Genomic DNA, 18,510 nt, shown 5'->3' on the forward strand with positions numbered 1-18,510 from the left:
CATCGACAAGGAGAAGGTCACCCAGCGCGAAGCCCTGTCGTTGATCGACCGAGCCATCCGGGACGCCACCAACGGCCGCTTGGGCGGGCCGGTGGAGCCCTGATGCAGCCGAAATAACCACCACCGCAACCACTGTCGCCGGGAGGGCATGACCCCGGCGGCGTGATGAGCCCTGCCTGCGCCACACCGACGTGAAAGGACTGTCATGGCACTGCCCGATCTGATCTCCGTGGAGGACTTCTTCAGTCCACCGACCCGCGCGGCCGCGACGATCTCGCCGGACGGAACGAGAATCGCTTTCCTCGCGCCCTGGAAGGAGCGCCTCAACGTCTGGGTTCAGAACCTCGAACCGGAGGTCGACGAGCCCCGGTGCGTGACGGCCGACGAGAACCGCAGCGTTATGCATTTCGAGTGGACCGACGACCCCCGATGGCTGGTCTATCTGCAGGACACCGACGGCGACGAGAACTGGCACATCCATCGAGTCGATCTCGACGACCCGGATGCCGCCGCCGTCGACCTCACCCCGTTCCCGGGTGCGATGACCGTACCCATCCGCGAGGTGAAGAACGGCACGACGACCGTCATGCTCAACACCCGGGACGTCACCCTGCTCGACGTCCACGAAATCGACATCGCCACCGGCGATCTCACGCTGATCGCGACGAATCCCGGCCACGTGAACGGTTGGTTGTGCAGCGACAACGGCGACGTGTTCGCCACCGCGCTGACTCCCGACGGCGACCTGGAGTTGTCGCGGTGGGACGGCGCCACCGAGACGTTGCGACCCATCGCGACGTTCGAGGGCAGCGACTACCCGGTGGGCTTCCACCCGTTGGTCGTCACCCCCGACGGCACGGGCGTGTGGCTGGGGTCCAACCGCGGCACGGACCGGACCCGCCTGGTGCGCGTCGACCTGACCACCGGTGAGGAGACCGACGTCGACAGCCACCCCGAATTCGACGTCGACCCTCGGGCGATCGTCAGCCCGGTCATCCCGGCGCCGCTCATCCAGGACCGGCGCACCGGCGAGCTGCTCGGGGTGCGCTACTTCGGTGAGCGCCAGGTGATCCGCGCCCTCGATCCGCGGTTCGGCGACATTCTCACCAACCTGGAGAGGCTGTCCGAGGGCGACATCGGACGTCTCTCGTCGGACGAGGCCGGCCTGCGCTGGGTCGTCGGCTTCAATCACGACCGCGATCCCGGCGCCACGTACCTGTACGACCACAGCACCGGCGAGAGCCGGTTGCTGTTCCGGCCGCTTCCGCACCTGAACCCCGAACAACTCGCGCCCATGCGGCCCGTCACGATCACCTCACGCGACGGATGGGCGCTGCACTCGTATCTGACACTGCCGGTCGGCATCGAACCCCGGGGGCTACCAATGGTTCTCGTCGTGCACGGTGGACCGTGGTATCGCGACAGCTGGGGTTTCGACGCCGGGGTCCAGATGCTGGCCAACCGCGGTTACGCGGTGCTGCAGGTGAACTTCCGCGGTTCACTGGGGTACGGCAAGGCGTTCCTCAAAGCGGCGGTCGGCGAGTTCGCGGGCAAGATGCACGACGACCTCATCGACGGGGTGCGCTGGGCGGTGCAGCAGGGCTACGCCGACCCCGACCGCCTCGCCATCCTCGGTGGCTCTTACGGCGGTTACGCCGCGCTGGTCGGGGTCACGTTCACACCCGATGTCTTCGCCGCCGCCGTCGACTACGTCGGCATCTCGGATCTGGCGAACTTCATGCGGACCCTGCCCCCGATCGCACGCCCGCATCTGGCCAACAACTGGCACGCCTACGTCGGCGATCCCGACGACCCAGGGCAGCTGGCTGACATGATGGCCCGCTCACCGATCACCCGGGTGGACCAGATCCGTACCCCGCTGCTCGTCATCCAGGGCGCCAACGACGTGCGTGTGGTGCAGGCCGAATCGGACAACCTCGTCACCGCGTTGCGCGCCCGCGGCGTCGAGGTGGACTACCTCGTCCAGGCCGACGAGGGCCACGGCGCGGTGAACACGGAGAACGTCATCGAGATGTGGCAAGCCATCTCACACTTCCTGGCCCGGCATCTCGGCGGCAGGACATGACGCCGCGGAGACGCGCGAGGCAAGCGCTCCGCCCTACACTCGATCGATGGGAGCTCTGGGTGATGACGCGCGTGGCGTGTCGACGCTCGATGTCCGGAGGGCGCTCCGGGCGCACCGCGACGGTTTCGGCGCCGTCCTGGACGTCGCCTACGAATCGCTGAGGGACACCGACCCGACCGGGGCTTCGTTGGCGACGGTGGCCGAGCGTTGCGGGTTGTCGACTGCAGCGCTGCGGACCGAGTTCCCCACCGAGAACGCGCTGATCGCCGGCGTCTACCTGCGCCGACTCAAAGCAGCGCCGTTGGACATCGACGAGAGCGCAGACGCGGTGGACCGGCTGCTGGCCCAGGTGCACGTGGTGGCGACCCTCTTCGTGCATGCCCCGCAGATCGGGGTGACGTGCATCAACGCGCTGATGCGAACCGACGACGAAGCCGTGGTACCGGTGCGGCTGGCGATCTCCGCCGAGATTCGCCGACGTATCGCCGCCGCCTTGGGATCAGGGGCCTGGCCCGAGGTCTCCGACACGGTGGAGACCCTCGTGTCCGGCGCGCTGTTGCAGGTCGGCGCGGGCATGTTGAGCTATCGACGCATGACCACGCATCTCGATACCATGCTCAGATTGCTCCTGGCGGAGGCCTAGCCATGACGTGCCCGGTTCGTGTCGGCTTCGACGAGCGCTGAACCGGGTATTCGGGGCGGCGAAGGACGGAGGTGCCTCATGAACGCGGCGACGATCCGGAGGGGCGTGTGGAGATGAACTGGCCTGCGCTGCGCGTCGCCGACTGGGAGACCACCCGCGACACACTGCACATGTGGACCCAGATCGTGGGCAAAATCCGGCTGTCGCGGGCTCCGTTGGTCAACCACTGGTGGCAGGTCACGCTGTACGTGAGCCCGCGCGGCCTGACCACCTCGTCGATCCCCGTCGGGGACCGGCTCTTCGACATGGAGTTCGACTTCGTCGACCACCGCCTCTGGATCCGCACCAGCGACGGCGGCTCGGCGGCGGTTGCGCTGGAGCCGAAGCCGGTGGCGGACTTCTACGCCCAGACCATGGCGGCCCTGCGTGACCTCGACATCGAGGCCCGTATCTCCAAGACGCCCAACGAAGTTGCAACCAGCATCCCGTTCGATCAGGACACCGAGCACAGTTCCTATGACGCCGCGGCCACACAGTTGTTCTGGCGTCAACTGATCCAGGCCCATCGCGTGATCGGCGAATTCCGTTCGCATTTCGTCGGCAAGGTGAGCCCGGTGCATTTCTTCTGGGGGTCGTTCGACCTCGCCTGCACCAGGTTCTCCGGCGGGCCGGCACCCCGGCATCCGGGTGGTGCACCCAACTGCGGTGACTGGGTGATGGTGGAAGGTTATTCGCGTGAGCTGAGCAGCTGCGGCTTCTGGCCGGGCGGAGGCGACGAAGGCGCGTTCTACGCCTACGCATATCCCGAGCCGGACGGTTTCGCCGACTATGCGGTCGGGCCGGACGCCGCGTTCTACAGCCAGGAGTACCGCCAGTTCCTGCTGCCGTACGAGGCGGTGCGAACCGCCGACGATCCCGACAAGACGCTGCTGCAGTTTCTGCAGAGCACGTACGCGGCGGCTGCGGATCTGGGCCACTGGGACCGCGCCGCGTTGGAGGACGACCCGAACCGCTGGCGCTAGACGCCGTACACGTCGAAAATGCAGCCAGGGCCGTGGCTTTCGCGATTCCACGACGCGGTTGGAGAACCGCGAGGACCCGAAGATCGTCGAGCCGACGGACGCGATCATCCGGCTCAGCGCCCAGTGCCGACCACCCCGTCGGCCACCAGCTTGGCGACTTCGTCCTCCGTCAGGCCGGCCTCCCGCAGCACATCCTCGGTGTGCTGGCCGAAGAGCGGCGCAGGCCGCACCGGCTGCGGGGGAATCCCCATGTCGATCGGGGAGCGGGCCAGCCGCACTTCGCCGAGGCCCGGCTGCTGAAGCGTCTGGAAGAAGCCCACCGCGCTCAGGTGCTCGTCGGTGAAGAGGTCCTCGATCGCGTTCACCGGACCGTGCGGGATGTCGGCCTTGCCGAGCAGGTCGAGCCATTCGGCATTCGGCCGTTTGGCGAGCTCCTCGGCCACCATGCTGTACAGCTCGTCGACATGGCGGGTGCGGCCGGAGAGGTTGCCGAAACGCGGGTCTTGCTTGAGCTCGGGCCGGCCGATCAGATCGAAGAAGGCCGCCCAGTGCCTGTCGGTGTACACCATCACCGACAGGTACCCGTCGCTGGTCCGGAACGGCCGGCGGTGTACCGAGTCCGCCCGGTTGTAGCCGGTGGGTCCGAGCGGCGGGTTGCCGACCCAACCGCCCTGGCGGTCCAGCAGCATGAACGACGCCATGCCCTCGAACATCGGGACCTCGATGATCCGGCCTTGGCCCCCGGGCGTCCGGCCGGCGACGGCGGCGCAGACCGCGGCGGCGCCGTACAGGCCCACCACCTTGTCCGCGACCACGGTCCGGATGTACGACGGTTCGGCCCCGCCGACGCCCTGGCTGGCGGCGACTCCCGATGCCGCCTGGATGACGTCGTCGTACGCCGGGCGATCCTCGTAGGGACCGCCGGCACCGTAACCGCGGAACGCGCAGTGGATCAGGGACGGGTTCACGCGGAGCAGGCTCGGTCCGTCGACCCCGAGGCGGCGCGCCGCCGGGGGGCGGATGTTGTGGATGAAGACGTCGGCGTCCTTGACGATGCCGTGCAGCAGGTCCAGCCCGCGCGGGTCCTTGAGGTCGATCACGATGGACCGCTTGCCGCGGTTGGCGGTGACGAACATCGGTCCCATGGCGTTGCCGTCGCGCTCGTTGACCCGGCGGATGTTGTCGCCGCCCGGGCTCTCGATCTTGATCACGTCGGCGCCCCAGTCCGCCAGGAGCTGGCTGCAGTAGGGCGCCATCAACACCGTGCTGAGTTCGATGACCCGCAGGCCGGCCAACGGGAGGCTGTGGTCGCTCATCACGCCACCACCCCGGCCACCAGCGCCCTCGGATCACTCTGCGCCGTGGAGCCGGCGGTGACCAGCTCCCACAGTGCCGTCGGGTCGGATTCCACCAGGGCGCCGAGGACCCGGTCCCAGAACAGCGTGCCGCCGAAGTCGCCCCGCCAGTCCATGACCGGCAGGGTGAAGAGCGGCAGCGGGTGCTCGAGCGTGGTGCCGATCGCGCCGTGGACCTGATGCGCATTGCGCACCACCACCGACGCCGCGTGGCCGACGCATGACCGGGCGACCGCGACCCGGTAGACGGACGCGGCACCTTCCAGTTCGGTCTCGACAGCGTCCACCACGGCCGCGTCCACGGCGCTGCCCGCCAGGGCGACCTCGGCCGCGATGTCGGCGATCAGGTTCTGCACCGACTGGAACCTGCCCACCGGGCGGCCGAACTGAACGCGCACCCCGGCATATTCCACGCACATCGCGAGGATCCGTTCCATGGCCCCGACACACTGGATGGCACGGATCAGAGCGCCGCGCAGCTTCAACGTGGTCAGCACGCCGGGATCGACTGTGTTACCGGACAGACCGGCCGGAACCTCCACGTCGTAGGCCGGGAGTCCCGACAGGTTGGGCAGCCGGGTCGCCTCGACCTGGATGGCGGCAAGGTCCGCGACCGTCACGCGGTCGCCCCGGGGCACGACGGCGACCACACGCTCGACCTCGCCGGCCCACGGCACCCGGGGCGCGCGTCCCGAGGAGTCCGCGACGGCGACGGTCCGCGGGGAGTCGTCGCAGGGAAGGCCGGCCCGGTCGAGCAGCCATCCGGCGAGCAGATCGGATTCGGCCAGGGGCAGGTGAACGGCGTTCGCCGCGGCCTCGGACAGCAGGGCAGCGCACTCGTACCAGGACGCACCGCTGCCCCCAGCGGCCTCGGTGCCGGTGAGACGGACCAGCCCGAGGTCGGCCAGCTGCTTCCACAGCCCATCGTCGAACGCGACACCGTCGGTGGTCTGGCTCAGCCGGTCCGTCACGTCACCGGCACCGAAGATCTGGCGGATGAGGTCCGCGAGGTCGGAGTCGATCGTGGTGTTCATCAGCGCATCCCCAATCCGCGGGCGATGACCCCGCGCAGAATCTCGTTGGTGCCGCCGCGGATGGTGAACGCGGGCCGGTGCCCGACACCGCGGCGGACCCGGTCGGCGGTTTCGGTAAGCGGCGCCTCGGCATCGGCGAGCGCGAGGTGGATCCACTCGACCAGGTCGCCCTCGAAGGTGGTGCCGAGAAGCTTCACCAGCGACGCCGGCAGGTCCGCTCGCTCGCCTCGCTGCAGCGCACCCGCGACGGAACGCGACATCTCCTGCAGTCCACCCAGGCGGCCGACATGGCGGCCGACGGATGCCCGGTCGAGCACGCCGGTCAGCGCCGGATCGGCAAGTGCGGCCGTCAGCATCGGGTAGGTCGACAGGAACCGTTCGGGACCGCTGCGCTCGAAGGCGAGTTCGGCGGTCACCTGGGTCCACCCGTCGCCGATGTCGCCCAGTACGTGATCGTCGGGCACGAAGACGTCGGTGAGCACCACCTCGTTGAAGTGGTGGCTGCCGGTCGCGGAGATCACCGGGCGCACTTCGAGGCCGGGATCGTCGAGTGGGACGACGAACTGGCTGAAGCCGGCGTGCCGGTGTGCCGCGTCCAACGGGGACGTGCGGGCGAAGACCACGAACGCATGCGCGAGGTGCGCGCCCGAGGTCCACAGTTTCGTCCCGGTGAGCCGCCACCCGCCGGTGTCGCGGGTCGCCTTGGTGCGGATGCTCGCGAGGTCCGAGCCGCTGTCGGGCTCACTGAGGCCGATGCCGAAGAAGCATTCGCCGGCGGCGATCCGGGGCAGATAGCTCTTCTTGAGCTGTTCGTTGCCGAACCGGAGGATGCTCGGGGCGACCTGTCGGTCCGCGGCCCAGTGCGCACCCACCGGGGCGCCGGCAGCCAGCAGTTCCTCGGTGACGACGAAGCGCTCGAGGAAACTGCGCCCGTGACCGCCGTACTCCCGGGGGATGGTCATGCCGATCCACCCCTGCTGCGCCAACGCCCGGGACAGCTCGGGATTCCACCGGGTCAGCCACCCGTCGATCCCTCCGAGCTCACTCCGCAACGCGTCGGGGAGGCTGCCCAGAAACGTGCGGACCTGTGCGCGGAGGTCCGTCATGACGCCGGACTCGCCGACCGGACGCGGAAGGAGATCGGTGATCATGAACGACCCGGTCACCGGTGCCTGACCTCTTCCATGTAGTTCTCGTGTTCGTCGGTGAAGTGGGCCAGCGCCTGCATGGCGGCGCTGAGCTCGAGCACATCGGCGAGGTCGCGCCTGCGGGACTCGCGCAGCAGTTTCTTGGCCATGCGCACCGCGGGGCCGGAGTTCTTGACGATGCGCTCGGCGAGCGCGGTGGCCTCGTCGAGCAGCTTCTCGGGTGGCACCACTCGGCTCACCAGACCCCACTCCAGCGCGGTGGCAGCATCCACCCGGTCTCCGGTGAGTGCCATCTCGGCGGCCCGTGCCCGACCGATGGTCTGGGTGAGAAACCAGGCGCCGCCGTCGCCGGGGATCAAACCGAGTTGGACGAAGGCCTCGGCGAAAATTGCTGTCTCCGAGGCGATCCGGATGTCCGCCATGACCGCCAGGTCGCAACCGGCGCCGACGGCGGGGCCGTTGACGGCGGCGATGATCGGCACCTCGCAATCGTGGAGAGCCAGCGGGATCCGCTGGACGCCGTGGCGGTAACCGTTGCGTTGGACGTAGGGCGGGCCGCCGAACATCCCCTTCTTCTCCGCGAGCTCGCGGAGGTTGCCGCCGGCCGAGAACGCACTGCCCTCGCCGGTGAGGATCACGCACTTGACGTCGGGGTCGCGGTCGACCCGCGCGGTGTTGGCCACGAAGGCCTCGATCATCTCGGGGCTGGTGATCGGGTTGCGGATCTCGGGCAGGTTGATCCGCCAGGTCTCGATGCTCCCGTTGCGCTCGACGAGTAGTGGCTCGGGCATGGGTTCTCCCTTGTTCTCGGTTGGGGAGTGGGGGTGGTCAGTCGATGGCGAACAGCGCGATCTGCGGCCAGATCAGGAAGATGAGAGCCATGGCCAGCATCGCCACGATGAACGGCACGGCGCCCCGGAACACCTCGCCCACAGGGCGTTTCGCGACCCGGGCCACGACGAAGGCGTTCAGTCCCATCGGCGGGGTCACCAGGCCGACCTCGGCCAGCAGCACCAGGTAGACGCCGAACCACACCGGGTCGAAGCCGAGGCCGGTGACGATCGGCAGCACCACCGGGACGGTGAGTGCGATGATCGCGACCTGGTCCATGAAGAAGCCGAGCACGATGTAGACCAGCCCGATCACGAGCATGATCACGGTGGCGCCCAGGCTCAACCCGATGACCCACGACGCCAGTTGCGTGGTGACCTGGGTGAGGGTGAGGAACTGGCCGAAGACCTCGGCGCCGATCATCATCACGAAGATCATCGCGGTGGTCTTGACGGTTTCCGACACCGCGTGCCGCAGGCCGGGCACGGTGAGTTTCCGGCGGACCGCGCAGAGGATGAAGCCGGCGAGGCAGCCCACCGCGGCCGCCTCCGTCGCCGTCGCGATGCCGGTGTAGATCGACCCGACCACCGCGCCGAAGATCAGCACGAGGGGCAGCGCGGGCAGCACGGCCTGCCCCTTTTCTTTCAACGTGCTCGCCCGGCCCGGCGGCGCGGCGTCGCGGTTGGCCACCAGTGTGAAAGCGAGCGCGGCGATGAGTCCGACGGCGATGAGGATGCCGGGGACCACCGCGGCGATGATCATGTCACCCACACTGATCTCGGCGGTGATGGCGTAGAAGACCAGGATGATGCTGGGCGGGATCATGGCGGCGAGGGTGCCGACCACGGCCACGAGTCCACCTGCGGTTCGGGGCTGGTAACCGTCTTTGATCAGCTGGGTGGTCGAGGTACTCGCCAGGGTCGCCGCCGACGCCGTGCTCGATCCCGACACCGCTGCGAACGCCGTACCCGCGGCGATCGCGGCGACACCGGCGCCACCGCGGATCCGGCCGATCAGCACGGTGGCGGCCTTGAACATGTGGTCGGCCAGTCCGGACAGCAACATGAGTTGCGCCATGAACATGAAGAGGGGGACGGCCGACATCGAATACTCCATCACGGAGTGTGGCGCGCCGGTTCCGACGGCGCCGATGATCTCGTCGACGGTGAGGTACATCCCGAGTCCGATGACACCTGCGGCGAGGACCGAGAAGGCGACGGGGACCCTGATCGCGATCAGCAGCAGCATCACGGCCGTCATGGAGAGTGCGATGGTCATGCCGGCCCCTCCTCGGCGTTGTGCTCGGTGGCGCGCCGGTTTCGTGCGGGTCGGTGCGAACGTCGCCGGTGATGAGGCCGAACAGTTCGATGGCGACGACGATCACGCCGAGCGCGCCGGCGGCGGGCATGATCGACTTCCACCACCATGTCGGCAGCCCCAACTGGGCGGACCCCCGCACCGCCTGCTCTCCGGTCACGAACGCCTCACGCGCCGAGTCGAATCCCGCGAGGAACATGATCGCGAATCCGGTGAGCACGAGCAGGTTCGCGATGACCGCGCACGTGCGCCGCAGCGGTCCGGAGAGCTTGTCGTAGATCGTGTACACCGCGATGTGTGCGCCCGTGTGATAGGCCGTCACCGCGCCGAAGAACGCCATCGCCAGCATGCAGTACTGCTCGACGAAGATGATGTTCCAGCCGAGCGGTCGGTTGTGGACGTTGCGGGTGTAGAGCTCGGTCAGCGTGATGACGAACGTGGCGGCCAGGGCGATGCTCGCCAGTCCGGCGCACAGCCAGGAAATGTAATCCTGGACCCGGACCAGCCGGGGGAACGCCTTCCCAGCCGGCTTGTCCGTGTAGTGGATGGTCTGCGTCATCGCCGCACCTCCTCCAGTGCCGCGACATACTCGGCCAGCACCTCACCGGCCGCGGGGTGGCCGCTGCTTTCGAGGTCGGTGACCCACTCCTGTCGAACCGGAACGGCCAGACCCTCCCACGCGGCTCGGTCGGCCTCGGTCACGGTGTGGAAGACCACGCCCGCGTCGCGCATCTTCTGCTTGTTGTCCGAGATCGACTTGTTGACCGCCTGACAGACACTCGCCTGCGCGGCGGCGGCAGCTTTCTGAACGACGGCGCGCTGCCCGTCGTTCAGTTCCTGCCAGGTGTCCTCGGCGATGTTGTAGGTGATCGCCGCGGCGCCGAGGTGGGCGTTCTCGGTGCTGTACCCGAGCACCTCCCACAGCTTGTAGGCCGCGATGCTCGTCGGGCTGGCGAGCGTGCCTTCGACCGTGCCCTGCAGTACTCCCTGGTAGACCTCGTTGAGCGGGATGGAGACACCGGCGGCGCCGGCACGCCTCACGACGCGGTCGCCCGCTCCGCCCGGCGACCGCAGCGCGAGTCCCCTGAGGTCGTCGGGGGTGTGCACCGGCGTGCCGCTGGTCAGGGCCTCGAAGCCTTGCAGCATCGCGATCCACAGCGGGCGTATCCCGCCGGGCTGGAACTCCTTCTCGAAGAGGATGCCACCCGGCTCCACGAGATTCAGCAGGGCGTCCGCACCGGTGCAGGACTCCGTGACCAGGCCTGGCAGGTCGGCGACGGTGGACATCTGGAATTCGGTCTCGACGTTGGACGGTGCGATCGGCCCCAACTGGACCAGACCGTTGCGCATCGCCTCGGGCATCGTGGTCAGGTCGGCCAGCTGTCCACCGCCGTAGTACCGGACGTCGAGGCCGACGCCGGGTCCTTCGGCCCGGAGGATCTCGAGGAACGGTTCGACACCGCCGGCCCGGACGGGATGGCTCTCGGAGAAGTAGCCGCCGACGCGTAGCACCGTCCCGCGGGAGGCCGGCTCTGCGCCCAGGGCGACGCAGCTGGTCGCGGTGAGCGCCACAATGCCGGCTGCCGCGACGTGTCGAAGTGCCCGGCGGAAAGTTGTGCTACGCATCGGTGCTCCTGAGATACGGTGATGATGAGGGCAAAAAACGTGCCGAGATCCGCTGCAGTCGTGGGTATTTGGCGTACCGCATAGCCGCCGGAACCTTCGTGGGCGGCTACCGGAACGCCGAGTGTCCTGTCAGCGCCTGGCCGATCATGAGCTGATGCACCTCGGACGTGCCCTCGTAGGTCAGTACCGACTCCAGGTTGGCGGCATGCCGCATCACCGGATATTCGAGGCTGATGCCGTTGGCGCCCAACACGGTTCGGCATTCACGCGCGATGGCCAGCGATTCGCGGACGTTGTTGAGCTTACCGAGGCTGACCTGCTCGGGACGCAGCCGGCCGGTGTCCTTGAGACGGCCGAGCTGCAGCGCCAGCAGCATGCCCTTGCCGAGCTCCAGTGCCATGTCCGCCAGCTTGAGCTGGGTGGCCTGGTAGGACGCCAGCGGCTTGCCGAAGATGTTGCGGTCCGCCGTGTAGGCGATGGTGGTCTCCAGGCAGTCCCTGGCCGCGCCGAGCGCGCCGAACACGATGCCGTAGCGCGCCTCGTTGAGGCACGACAGCGGACCGGACAGACCGCGCGCCTCAGGCAGCATCGCCGACGCCGGCAGCCGCACCTCGTCGAGCACCAACTCGCTGGTCACCGATGCGCGCAGCGACAGCTTGCGGGTGATCTCCGGTGCGGAGAACCCGGGGGTGGAAGTGGGCACGACGAAGCCGCGGATCTTGTCGTCGGTCTGGGCCCACACCACCGCGACGTCGGCCACCGATCCGTTGGTGATCCACATCTTGGTGCCGTTGAGAACCCAGTCGTCCCCGTCGCGGCGCGCGTAGGTGCGCATGCCCCCGGGATCAGAGCCGAAGTCGGGCTCGGTCAGTCCGAAACAGCCGATCGCCTCGCCGGCGGCCATCCGCGGCAGCCACTCCTGTTTCTGTTCCTCCGATCCCCAGCGCCAGATGGCGAACATCGCCAGGGAGCCCTGCACCGAAACCAGGCTGCGCAGACCGGAATCGGCTGCCTCCAGCTCCATGCACGCCAGGCCGTAGGCGGTGGCGCTGGTGCCGGCGCAGCCGTAACCCTGCAGATGCATGCCGAGCATGCCGATCTTGCCGAGTTCGAGGGCGAGTTCCCGGGCCGGGATCTCTGCGGCCTCGAACCATTCGCCCAGGTGCGGCCGAATCCGCTCGGTGGTGAAGTCGGCGACCGCGTCGCGGATGGCGCGGTCCTCGCCGTCGATCAGGTCCTCGGTGCCGAACAGCCCGAGCGGTGTGTGGATGGTTGTCATGGTCGTCTCCTCAGTCAGAAGGCGTTGACGCCGGTTTCGGCGCGGCCGATGAGCAGTTTCTGGATCACGCGAGCGTCCCGCAGGTACTTCTGCACGGGGTATTCGTCGATGTAGCCGTATCCGCCGAAGATCTGGATCGCATTGTTCGCCGCGCGCACCGCCGCCTCGCTGGCGTAGTACTTGGCTTTGGACGCCTCGACGCCGAACGGCTCGCCGCGCTCGATCAGGTCGGCCGCTCGCCACACCAGCATCCGGGCCGCGTCCAGTTCGACCGACATGTCGGCGATCATGTCCTGGATCAGCTGGAACGCCGCCAGCGGACGGTCGAACTGGTTGCGCTGGGTGGCGTAGTCCACACAGGACTCGAGGCAGCCCATGACGATGCCGACACATCCGGCGCCGACCGAGACCCGCCCCTTGTCCAGCGAGTGCATGGCGATCGAAAAGCCTTGGCCCTCTTCACCGAGCCGCGCCGAGGCGGGCACCCGAACGTCGGTCAGGAACACCTCGCCGGTGGCCTGGCCACGCAGGCCCAGCTTGCCCTTGATCTCGCGGGTCTCGAATCCCGGGCTGTCGGTGGGGACCAGGAACGCCGAGACACCCTTGGGGCCGGGTCCGCCGGTGCGGGCGAACACCAGACAGACGTCGGCCCAGGTGGCGTTGGTGATGAACATCTTCTGCCCGTTGAGCACGTAGTGATCACCGTCGCGGGACGCGCGGGCCTTGAGATTGCCTGCGTCCGAACCGGTGTCCGGTTCGGTCAGACCGAAGCAGCCCAGGATCTCGCCGGTGGCGATGCCGGGCAACCAGCGCTGCTTCTGTTCCTCGGTGCCGTGCGACAGGATCACCTTGCCCACCAGGCCCATGGAGACCGACACGATGCCGCGCACCGCCGAGTCGGCGCGGCCCAGTTCCTCCATGCCGATGCAGTAGGTGATGTAGTCGCCGCCGAGGCCGCCGTACTCCTCCGGGATGGTCAGCCCGAAGAAGCCCATCGCGCCGAGTTTGGGGATGAGGGCGGTGTCGACGGACTCCGCACGGTCCCACTCCGCACGGTGGGAGATCACTTCCTTGTCGAGAAAGTCCCGCGCGTACTCACGGAATTTGATCTGGTCGTCGGTCAAAGTCAGGTCCATGTGGGCTCCTTGGCGCTGATATCGGGTCGGGGGCGGGGACTCTTGGTGCCGTCGGGCGCGTAGACGTACCACCCGAGTCCGGTCTTGCGGCCGAGCTCGCCGCGCTCGACGAGGGCGGTGACGCTGGCGCTGGGCGCGTCGCGTGGGTCGCCGGATTCGGCGAAGCGGGCGGACTTGGTGAAGTAGCCGATGTCGATGCCGGTCAGGTCCATCAGCTCGAACGGGCCCATCGGGTAGCCCAGCGCGGTGCGGCATGCGGTGTCGATGGCCTCGACGGAGGCGATGTCGTTCTCGAGGAGGTGAATCGCCTCGTCGCGCACGGCATTGAGGATGCGGTTGGCGATGAACCCCGGGATCTCCCTGTCGAGCACCACGGGGGTCTTTCCGAGAGCGCGGGCGAGTTCGACGGTGGTGGCGATGGTCGCCTCAGATGTCTGTGGACCGCGCACGACCTCCACGCAGCGCATCACCGTGGCGGGGTTGAAGAAGTGCAGATTGCATACCCGGTCGGGCCGGCCGGTGGCATCGGCCAACTGGGACGGCACGAAGCTCGACGAGTTGGTCGCCAGAATGGTGTGCGCCCCGGCGAGCCGGTCCAGGTGCTGGAACAGGTTTCGTTTGACGTCAAGTTTCTCCACCGCGGCCTCGATGACGAAATCGGTGTCGCGTGTGGCGCTGTCGAGGTCGGTGGTGTAGCTGAGCCGGCGCAGCGCGGCGTCGGCGTCATCAGCGCCCATCCGGCCCTTGGCGACGCGGGTGGTCAGCAGGTCGCGCAGCTCCGCCTCGGCCACCGGCAACCGCCCGGCATCGATGTCGTACAGGGTGGCGTGGTAGCCGGTCGTGGCGCAGACCAGGGCGATCTGCGAACCCATCGCACCGGCGCCCACCACGAGGATGTGCTGAATCATTCTCAGCTCCCGGTGAATTCGGCGGGACGCTTGGCGAGAAACGCCTCCGCGCCCTCACGCTTGTCGTCGGTGGTGTACAGCAATGCCTGCGCCAGTCGCTCGACCACCAGGCCGGTGCGCTGGTCGGCGTCCAAGCCGGTGCGGATCACCAGCTTCGCCAGCCGCACGGCCAGCGGGCCACGGGCCAGCATCGTCGCGGCGGTGTCGCGCGCGGCGGCCACCGGGTCGTCGGCGACAGCGCTCACCAGCCCGATCGACTGTGCCTCGGCGGCGTCGACCATGCGACCGGTGAGGATCAGCTCGATGGCGCGCCCGACGCCGACGAGCCGGGCCAGCCGCTGCGTTCCGCCGGCCCCGGGCAGCACCGACAGCATGGTCTCGGGCAGCCCGAGTTTCGCTGCGGGGGCGGAGATCCGGATGTCACAGGCCATCGCCAGCTCACAACCGCCGCCGAGTGCGTATCCGTTGACCGCGGCGATGGTCGGCTTCTCGAACGCCTCGACCTCGTCGTAGAGGCGCTGCATCTCCGAGTCGAGCCCGGTGTGCAGCGTGTAGTTCTGCAACTGGGCGATGTCGGCGCCCGCGGCGAACGCGCGGTCGCCCGCGCCGGTGAAGATCACCGCACCCACCTTGTCGTCGGCCCGCGCCTCGGCCAGCGCAGCGTGCAGCTCGGTCTGCACCGTGCGGTTGATGGCGTTGCGGACTTCGGGCCGGTTGAGCGTGATCAGCGCGACGCCGTCGCAGACATCGGTCAGCAGAGTCTCGTAGAACATCGAATTTCCTTATCGGTCAGCGCTGTTGAGGGCGGCACGGAGCGCGAACTTCTGGATCTTGCCGCTGGCCGTGCACGGCAGCTCGGGGAGCACTTCGAGGCGCTCGGGCCAGTAATGCCGGGCCACGCCTTTCTCGGCCATGAACGCCTGCAGCTTCTCGAAGGACAGTGCGTCGGCCCCGGCTTTGAGCACGACGCAGGCGCAGGCGCGTTCCTGCAGCCGGGGGTCGGGCACCGCGACGACCGCCGCGGACACGATGTCGGAGTGCTCGTAGAGCACGTTCTCGATGTAGGCCACCGGGATGTTCTCGCCGCCCCGGATGATCACGTCCTTGGTGCGGCCCGCGATGCGCAGGTAGCCGTCGGCGTCGATGACCGCGAGGTCGCCGGTGTCGAACCAGGGACCGTCGAAGGCCTCCCGGGCCAGGTCGAGACGTTCGGCGTAGCCGACGAACAGGAACGGCCCACTGGCCTGCAGGCGGCCCTCCGAACCGGCGGGCAGTTCGGCACCGGTGTCGTCGACGACGCGGATCCGCATTCCCGGCCACGGGTATCCGTCGGTGTCGATGATCTTCTCGTCGGGATCTCCCGGAACCCCCAGTGTGACAAGGGCATTCTCGGTCTGGCCCCAGCCGCCGAGAACTGTCAGACCGGGCAGCTTCCGGCGCGCCTCACGCACCAGTGCACGGGGGATCGGCGCGCCCATGCAGCAGAACCGGCGCAGCGAGGACAGGTCGTGGTCGGCGAGGTTGGCGGCGTTGATCACGTCGTGCAGAAACGGTGTCGCCGCCGACGTGTAGGTGATGCCGTGCCGGGCCACCAGTTCGACGAAGCGCGGGGCGTCCCAGACGTCCTGCAGCACGCACGTGGCCCCGTTCTGCACGGGAAGCCGGGCGCCGTACAGGAATCCGGTGAGGTGCGCCAGCGTGGAGGCCATGTGGATCACGCTGTCGGCGGTGATGCCGAGCCGCTGCGGCAGCGGGTTGTTCGCCGCGATGGCCGTGTTGTGGGTGTGCATCACGCCCTTGGGTTCGCCGGTGGTGCCGGACGTGAAGATCAGCAGGGTCACGTCGTTGGGGTCCGGTCGCAGCGTCGTCAGCTCCGCGGGATCCCGCCGCTCCTCCCAGGGAGTGGCGGCGAACTCGTCCCACGACGAACCGACGACGAGCACGTGGTCCAGGCCAGGCCACCGGCCGCGCAGCCGCTCGACCATCGCCGGGTAGTCGAACCCGCGGAACTCCTGCGGGACCACCAGCACCTTCGACCGCGCCAACCCCACCATGAAGCCGACCTCACGGTCCCGGTAAATCGGGATGAGGGGGTTGCTGATCGCCCCGATCCGGCTGGCGGCGAAATGCACCACCACCCACTCGATCCAGTTGGGCAGCTGAAAGGACACCACATCGCCGCGGCGCACACCGAGTTCGAGAAGACCGAGAGCGCAGCGGTCGACCTCGCGGCGGAGCTCTCCGTAGGTGACCGCGCGCCGGGAGTCGACGAACGCCGTCTTGTCGGGCGTCGCGGCGGCGGCCTCGTCGAGATGGTCGGTGATGGTCCGGTCGGTCCAGTAGCCGGCGCTGGTGTGTGCGTCGATCAGTTCTCGCGTGAGGAGCGTCTCGAACGACATGGCGGTCTCCAGTCAGCTCATCGTGAGGCCGCCGCTGACGCTGACGGTCTGGCCGGTGACGTAGGCGGCCTCGTCGGAGGCGAAGAACGCGACGACGTTGGCCAGGTCGCTGGGCTGCGCGAGCCGACGCATCGGGATCGACTTGGTCAGCGCCTCGCGCAGCTTGGGGTTGTCGCCGCCGATCGAGGCGAACAGCGCGGTGTCGGCCGGTCCCGGGCAGATCGCGTTGGCATTGACCTTGTGCCGGGCCATCTCACGGGCAACCGACTTGGTGAACGCGATGATCCCGCCCTTGGCCGCCGAGTACACGGCCTCGCCGGAGGAGCCGACCCGGCCCGCGTCCGAGGCGATGTTGACCACCGTGCCGAAACCCTGCGCCGCCATCACGGGCAGCACCGCCTTGCTGGTGTTCAACACGCCGTACAGGTTGATCTGGATGACACGGTCCCAGTCCGCCCGGTCGGAATCGACGAACGGCGCGGCCCGGTCCCAGCCGGCGTTGTTGACCAGCACGTCGATGCGGCCGAATTCGCTGCGGACGCGGTCGACCATGGCGTCGACGGCCTCGGGCGAGGTGACGTCGGTCTGGACGCCGATCGCGGCGCCGCCGATGGCCGACGCGGTCTCCTTGGCGGTCACCTCGTTGAGGTCGGTGACCACCACGGTGGCACCCTCGGCGGCCAGCTTCTCCGCGATGCCGCGACCGATGCCCTGGCCGGCTCCGGTGACGATGACGATCTTGTCGTCGAGTCTGCCCATCATGATGTCCCTTCGATTTCGTTACGGTGCGTACTTGCGGCCCAGCATGTTTCGCGCGATGACGAGCTTGGACACCTGTGCGGTGCCGTCGCCGATCTGCAGGCCGATGACGTCGCGCAGGCGCTGGCCGACCGGACTCTCGCTGGAGTAGCCGAGGTGGCCGAGCGTGAGCAGGCACTGCTGGATCGCCTCGGCGGACACCTTGGGCGCCCAGAACTTGGCCATCGCGGCCTCGGTGCTGTGTTCGAGGCCGTTGTCCTTGCGCCACAACGCCTCGTAGCAGACGTGCCGCGCGCCCCGCAGATAGGTGGCGTACTCGGCCAGCGGGAAGGCCACTCCCTGGTAGGTGCCCAGCGGGTTGCCGAACGTCTGCCGGTCCCGGCACCACTGCAGCGCCTCGTCCATCGAGACCTGCGCTGCACCGAGACAGGCCAGCCCGATGATGGCCCGCGAGTAGTCGAACCCCTGCATCACCGAGATGAACCCGTCACCCTCGGCGCCGACGAGCCGGTCCCGGGGCACCGGCAGGCCGTCGAAGTGCAGCGAGGCGCGTCCGATCGCGCGGCTGCCGAGGTCGTCGAACGCGGCCCGCGATCGCGTCCGGCGAGGTGGTGCCGGCCTTCTGCATCACCGAACCGCAGCACGGCACCGACGCGGCCGCGCTGGAGATGCGCGCCGAGCCGACCGCGGACGGCTGGCTGCTCACGGGTGAGAAGACCTCGATCACCCTCGGGATGGCCGCGCAGACCGCGCTGGTGCTGGCCCGCACGGGCGGGCCCGGCGCGCGCGGGGTCAGCGCGTTCTACGTCGACCTCGACGACCGCCACGTGTCGCGGGCCGCGTTCGACGACCTCGGCACGCAACCCGTCGAGGTTCTTGATGTCGAGGAACACCGAGTCCAGCGCCAGCCGGCCGTACGCCTTGGCGGCCAGCAGCGTCTGGGAGCGCACGTGGCGGGCCACCTCGC

At 68.5% G+C, this 18,510-nt stretch carries 16 protein-coding genes and 4 pseudogenes; 5 read left to right on the top strand and 15 right to left on the bottom strand.

Translation table 11 applies throughout. The features are described 5' to 3' along the window. The 4 genes and pseudogenes from ASJ79_RS32960 to ASJ79_RS30420 all read left to right on the top strand — a co-directional run. Nucleotides 1–103, top strand: a pseudogene (locus ASJ79_RS32960) (TetR family transcriptional regulator); the annotation flags it as partial. 102 nt (nt 104–205) lie between these two features. Then, a complete protein-coding gene (locus ASJ79_RS30410; protein ID WP_067963688.1) occupies nt 206–2,086 on the top strand; it encodes a S9 family peptidase in 1,881 nt (626 codons plus the stop codon). 46 nt (nt 2,087–2,132) lie between these two features. Beyond that, nucleotides 2,133–2,729, top strand: coding sequence for a TetR family transcriptional regulator (locus ASJ79_RS30415; protein ID WP_156448710.1), 597 nt, complete (start codon nt 2,133–2,135; stop codon nt 2,727–2,729). 113 nt (nt 2,730–2,842) lie between these two features. Then, complete coding sequence (locus ASJ79_RS30420) at nt 2,843–3,751, top strand: DUF5996 family protein (protein ID WP_067963734.1); 909 nt, start codon at nt 2,843–2,845, stop codon at nt 3,749–3,751. Nucleotides 3,752–3,864: 113 nt separating this feature from the next. Here ASJ79_RS30420 and ASJ79_RS30425 read toward each other — a convergent pair whose 3' ends face one another. The 14 genes and pseudogenes from ASJ79_RS30425 to ASJ79_RS30490 all read right to left on the bottom strand — a co-directional run bounded on the left by ASJ79_RS30425 (nt 3,865) and on the right by ASJ79_RS30490 (nt 18,065). Then, nucleotides 3,865–5,067: a CaiB/BaiF CoA-transferase family protein gene (locus ASJ79_RS30425; protein WP_067963697.1), complete on the bottom strand. Its 1,203-nt coding sequence runs from the start codon at nt 5,065–5,067 to the stop codon at nt 3,865–3,867. Further along, nucleotides 5,067–6,140, bottom strand: coding sequence for an acyl-CoA dehydrogenase family protein (locus ASJ79_RS30430; RefSeq protein ID WP_067963700.1), 1,074 nt, complete (start codon nt 6,138–6,140; stop codon nt 5,067–5,069). Before ASJ79_RS30430 ends, ASJ79_RS30425 begins: the two co-directional genes overlap by 1 nt. Next, complete coding sequence (locus ASJ79_RS30435; RefSeq protein ID WP_369803792.1) at nt 6,140–7,291, bottom strand: acyl-CoA dehydrogenase family protein; 1,152 nt, start codon at nt 7,289–7,291, stop codon at nt 6,140–6,142. Before ASJ79_RS30435 ends, ASJ79_RS30430 begins: the two co-directional genes overlap by 1 nt. A gap of 11 nt (nt 7,292–7,302) precedes the next feature. Further along, on the bottom strand, nt 7,303–8,079 hold the full coding sequence (locus ASJ79_RS30440; RefSeq protein WP_067963703.1) for a crotonase/enoyl-CoA hydratase family protein: 777 nt from the start codon (nt 8,077–8,079) through the stop codon (nt 7,303–7,305). 37 nt (nt 8,080–8,116) lie between these two features. Then, nucleotides 8,117–9,397 carry a TRAP transporter large permease gene (locus tag ASJ79_RS30445; RefSeq protein ID WP_067963707.1) on the bottom strand — a complete coding sequence of 427 codons (1,281 nt, stop codon included), beginning with the start codon at nt 9,395–9,397 and terminating at the stop codon, nt 8,117–8,119. A gap of 130 nt (nt 9,398–9,527) precedes the next feature. After that, a pseudogene (locus ASJ79_RS35335) lies at nt 9,528–9,995 on the bottom strand (TRAP transporter small permease); the annotation flags it as partial. Continuing rightward, a complete protein-coding gene (gene dctP, locus ASJ79_RS30455; protein WP_082754159.1) occupies nt 9,992–11,062 on the bottom strand; it encodes a TRAP transporter substrate-binding protein DctP in 1,071 nt (356 codons plus the stop codon). The pseudogene ASJ79_RS35335 and the gene dctP, both read right to left, overlap by 4 nt. Before the next feature lie 106 nt (nt 11,063–11,168). Further along, complete coding sequence (locus ASJ79_RS30460; RefSeq protein ID WP_067963716.1) at nt 11,169–12,341, bottom strand: acyl-CoA dehydrogenase family protein; 1,173 nt, start codon at nt 12,339–12,341, stop codon at nt 11,169–11,171. A 14-nt stretch (nt 12,342–12,355) separates the two neighbouring features. Next, nucleotides 12,356–13,477 carry an acyl-CoA dehydrogenase family protein gene (locus ASJ79_RS30465; RefSeq protein ID WP_067963718.1) on the bottom strand — a complete coding sequence of 374 codons (1,122 nt, stop codon included), beginning with the start codon at nt 13,475–13,477 and terminating at the stop codon, nt 12,356–12,358. Further along, nucleotides 13,468–14,385 carry a 3-hydroxyacyl-CoA dehydrogenase family protein gene (locus ASJ79_RS30470; protein WP_067963720.1) on the bottom strand — a complete coding sequence of 306 codons (918 nt, stop codon included), beginning with the start codon at nt 14,383–14,385 and terminating at the stop codon, nt 13,468–13,470. The genes ASJ79_RS30465 and ASJ79_RS30470 overlap by 10 nt, the downstream gene beginning before the upstream one ends. Nucleotides 14,386–14,387: 2 nt before the next feature. Continuing rightward, nucleotides 14,388–15,158: an enoyl-CoA hydratase/isomerase family protein gene (locus tag ASJ79_RS30475; protein ID WP_067963723.1), complete on the bottom strand. Its 771-nt coding sequence runs from the start codon at nt 15,156–15,158 to the stop codon at nt 14,388–14,390. Nucleotides 15,159–15,167: 9 nt separating this feature from the next. Then, nucleotides 15,168–16,784 (bottom strand): AMP-binding protein, encoded by a 1,617-nt coding sequence (locus ASJ79_RS30480; RefSeq protein WP_067963726.1) that lies wholly within the window; start codon nt 16,782–16,784, stop codon nt 15,168–15,170. A gap of 12 nt (nt 16,785–16,796) precedes the next feature. Then, nucleotides 16,797–17,543: an SDR family NAD(P)-dependent oxidoreductase gene (locus ASJ79_RS30485; RefSeq protein WP_067963729.1), complete on the bottom strand. Its 747-nt coding sequence runs from the start codon at nt 17,541–17,543 to the stop codon at nt 16,797–16,799. Between the two features lie 21 nt (nt 17,544–17,564). Further along, nucleotides 17,565–18,065 (bottom strand): acyl-CoA dehydrogenase family protein, encoded by a 501-nt coding sequence (locus ASJ79_RS30490; protein ID WP_231751105.1) that lies wholly within the window; start codon nt 18,063–18,065, stop codon nt 17,565–17,567. Between the two features lie 146 nt (nt 18,066–18,211). On the opposite strand from ASJ79_RS30490, the pseudogene ASJ79_RS34675 reads away from it, so the two are divergent. Further along, nucleotides 18,212–18,355, top strand: a pseudogene (locus ASJ79_RS34675) (acyl-CoA dehydrogenase family protein); the annotation flags it as partial. Between the two features lie 36 nt (nt 18,356–18,391). Here ASJ79_RS34675 and ASJ79_RS34680 read toward each other — a convergent pair. After that, nucleotides 18,392–18,510: pseudogene (locus ASJ79_RS34680) on the bottom strand (CoA ester lyase); the annotation flags it as partial.

The organism is Mycobacterium sp. NAZ190054 (assembly GCF_001545925.1).
GTDB lineage: Bacteria > Actinomycetota > Actinomycetes > Mycobacteriales > Mycobacteriaceae > Mycobacterium.

Bases quoted from the DNA above. Each gene is read 5' to 3' on its own strand.
- ASJ79_RS30410 (WP_067963688.1), top strand. From the start codon at position 206: ATGGCACTGCCCGATCTGATCTCCGTGGAGGACTTCTTCAGTCCACCG.
- ASJ79_RS30415 (WP_156448710.1), top strand. From the start codon at position 2,133: ATGGGAGCTCTGGGTGATGACGCGCGTGGCGTGTCGACGCTCGATGTC.
- ASJ79_RS30420 (WP_067963734.1), top strand. From the start codon at position 2,843: ATGAACTGGCCTGCGCTGCGCGTCGCCGACTGGGAGACCACCCGCGAC.
- ASJ79_RS30425 (WP_067963697.1), bottom strand. From the start codon at position 5,067: ATGAGCGACCACAGCCTCCCGTTGGCCGGCCTGCGGGTCATCGAACTC.
- ASJ79_RS30430 (WP_067963700.1), bottom strand. From the start codon at position 6,140: ATGAACACCACGATCGACTCCGACCTCGCGGACCTCATCCGCCAGATC.
- ASJ79_RS30435 (WP_369803792.1), bottom strand. From the start codon at position 7,291: ATGATCACCGATCTCCTTCCGCGTCCGGTCGGCGAGTCCGGCGTCATG.
- ASJ79_RS30440 (WP_067963703.1), bottom strand. From the start codon at position 8,079: ATGCCCGAGCCACTACTCGTCGAGCGCAACGGGAGCATCGAGACCTGG.
- ASJ79_RS30445 (WP_067963707.1), bottom strand. From the start codon at position 9,397: ATGACCATCGCACTCTCCATGACGGCCGTGATGCTGCTGCTGATCGCG.
- dctP (WP_082754159.1), bottom strand. From the start codon at position 11,062: ATGCGTAGCACAACTTTCCGCCGGGCACTTCGACACGTCGCGGCAGCC.
- ASJ79_RS30460 (WP_067963716.1), bottom strand. From the start codon at position 12,341: ATGACAACCATCCACACACCGCTCGGGCTGTTCGGCACCGAGGACCTG.
- ASJ79_RS30465 (WP_067963718.1), bottom strand. From the start codon at position 13,477: ATGGACCTGACTTTGACCGACGACCAGATCAAATTCCGTGAGTACGCG.
- ASJ79_RS30470 (WP_067963720.1), bottom strand. From the start codon at position 14,385: ATGATTCAGCACATCCTCGTGGTGGGCGCCGGTGCGATGGGTTCGCAG.
- ASJ79_RS30475 (WP_067963723.1), bottom strand. From the start codon at position 15,158: ATGTTCTACGAGACTCTGCTGACCGATGTCTGCGACGGCGTCGCGCTG.
- ASJ79_RS30480 (WP_067963726.1), bottom strand. From the start codon at position 16,784: ATGTCGTTCGAGACGCTCCTCACGCGAGAACTGATCGACGCACACACC.
- ASJ79_RS30485 (WP_067963729.1), bottom strand. From the start codon at position 17,543: ATGGGCAGACTCGACGACAAGATCGTCATCGTCACCGGAGCCGGCCAG.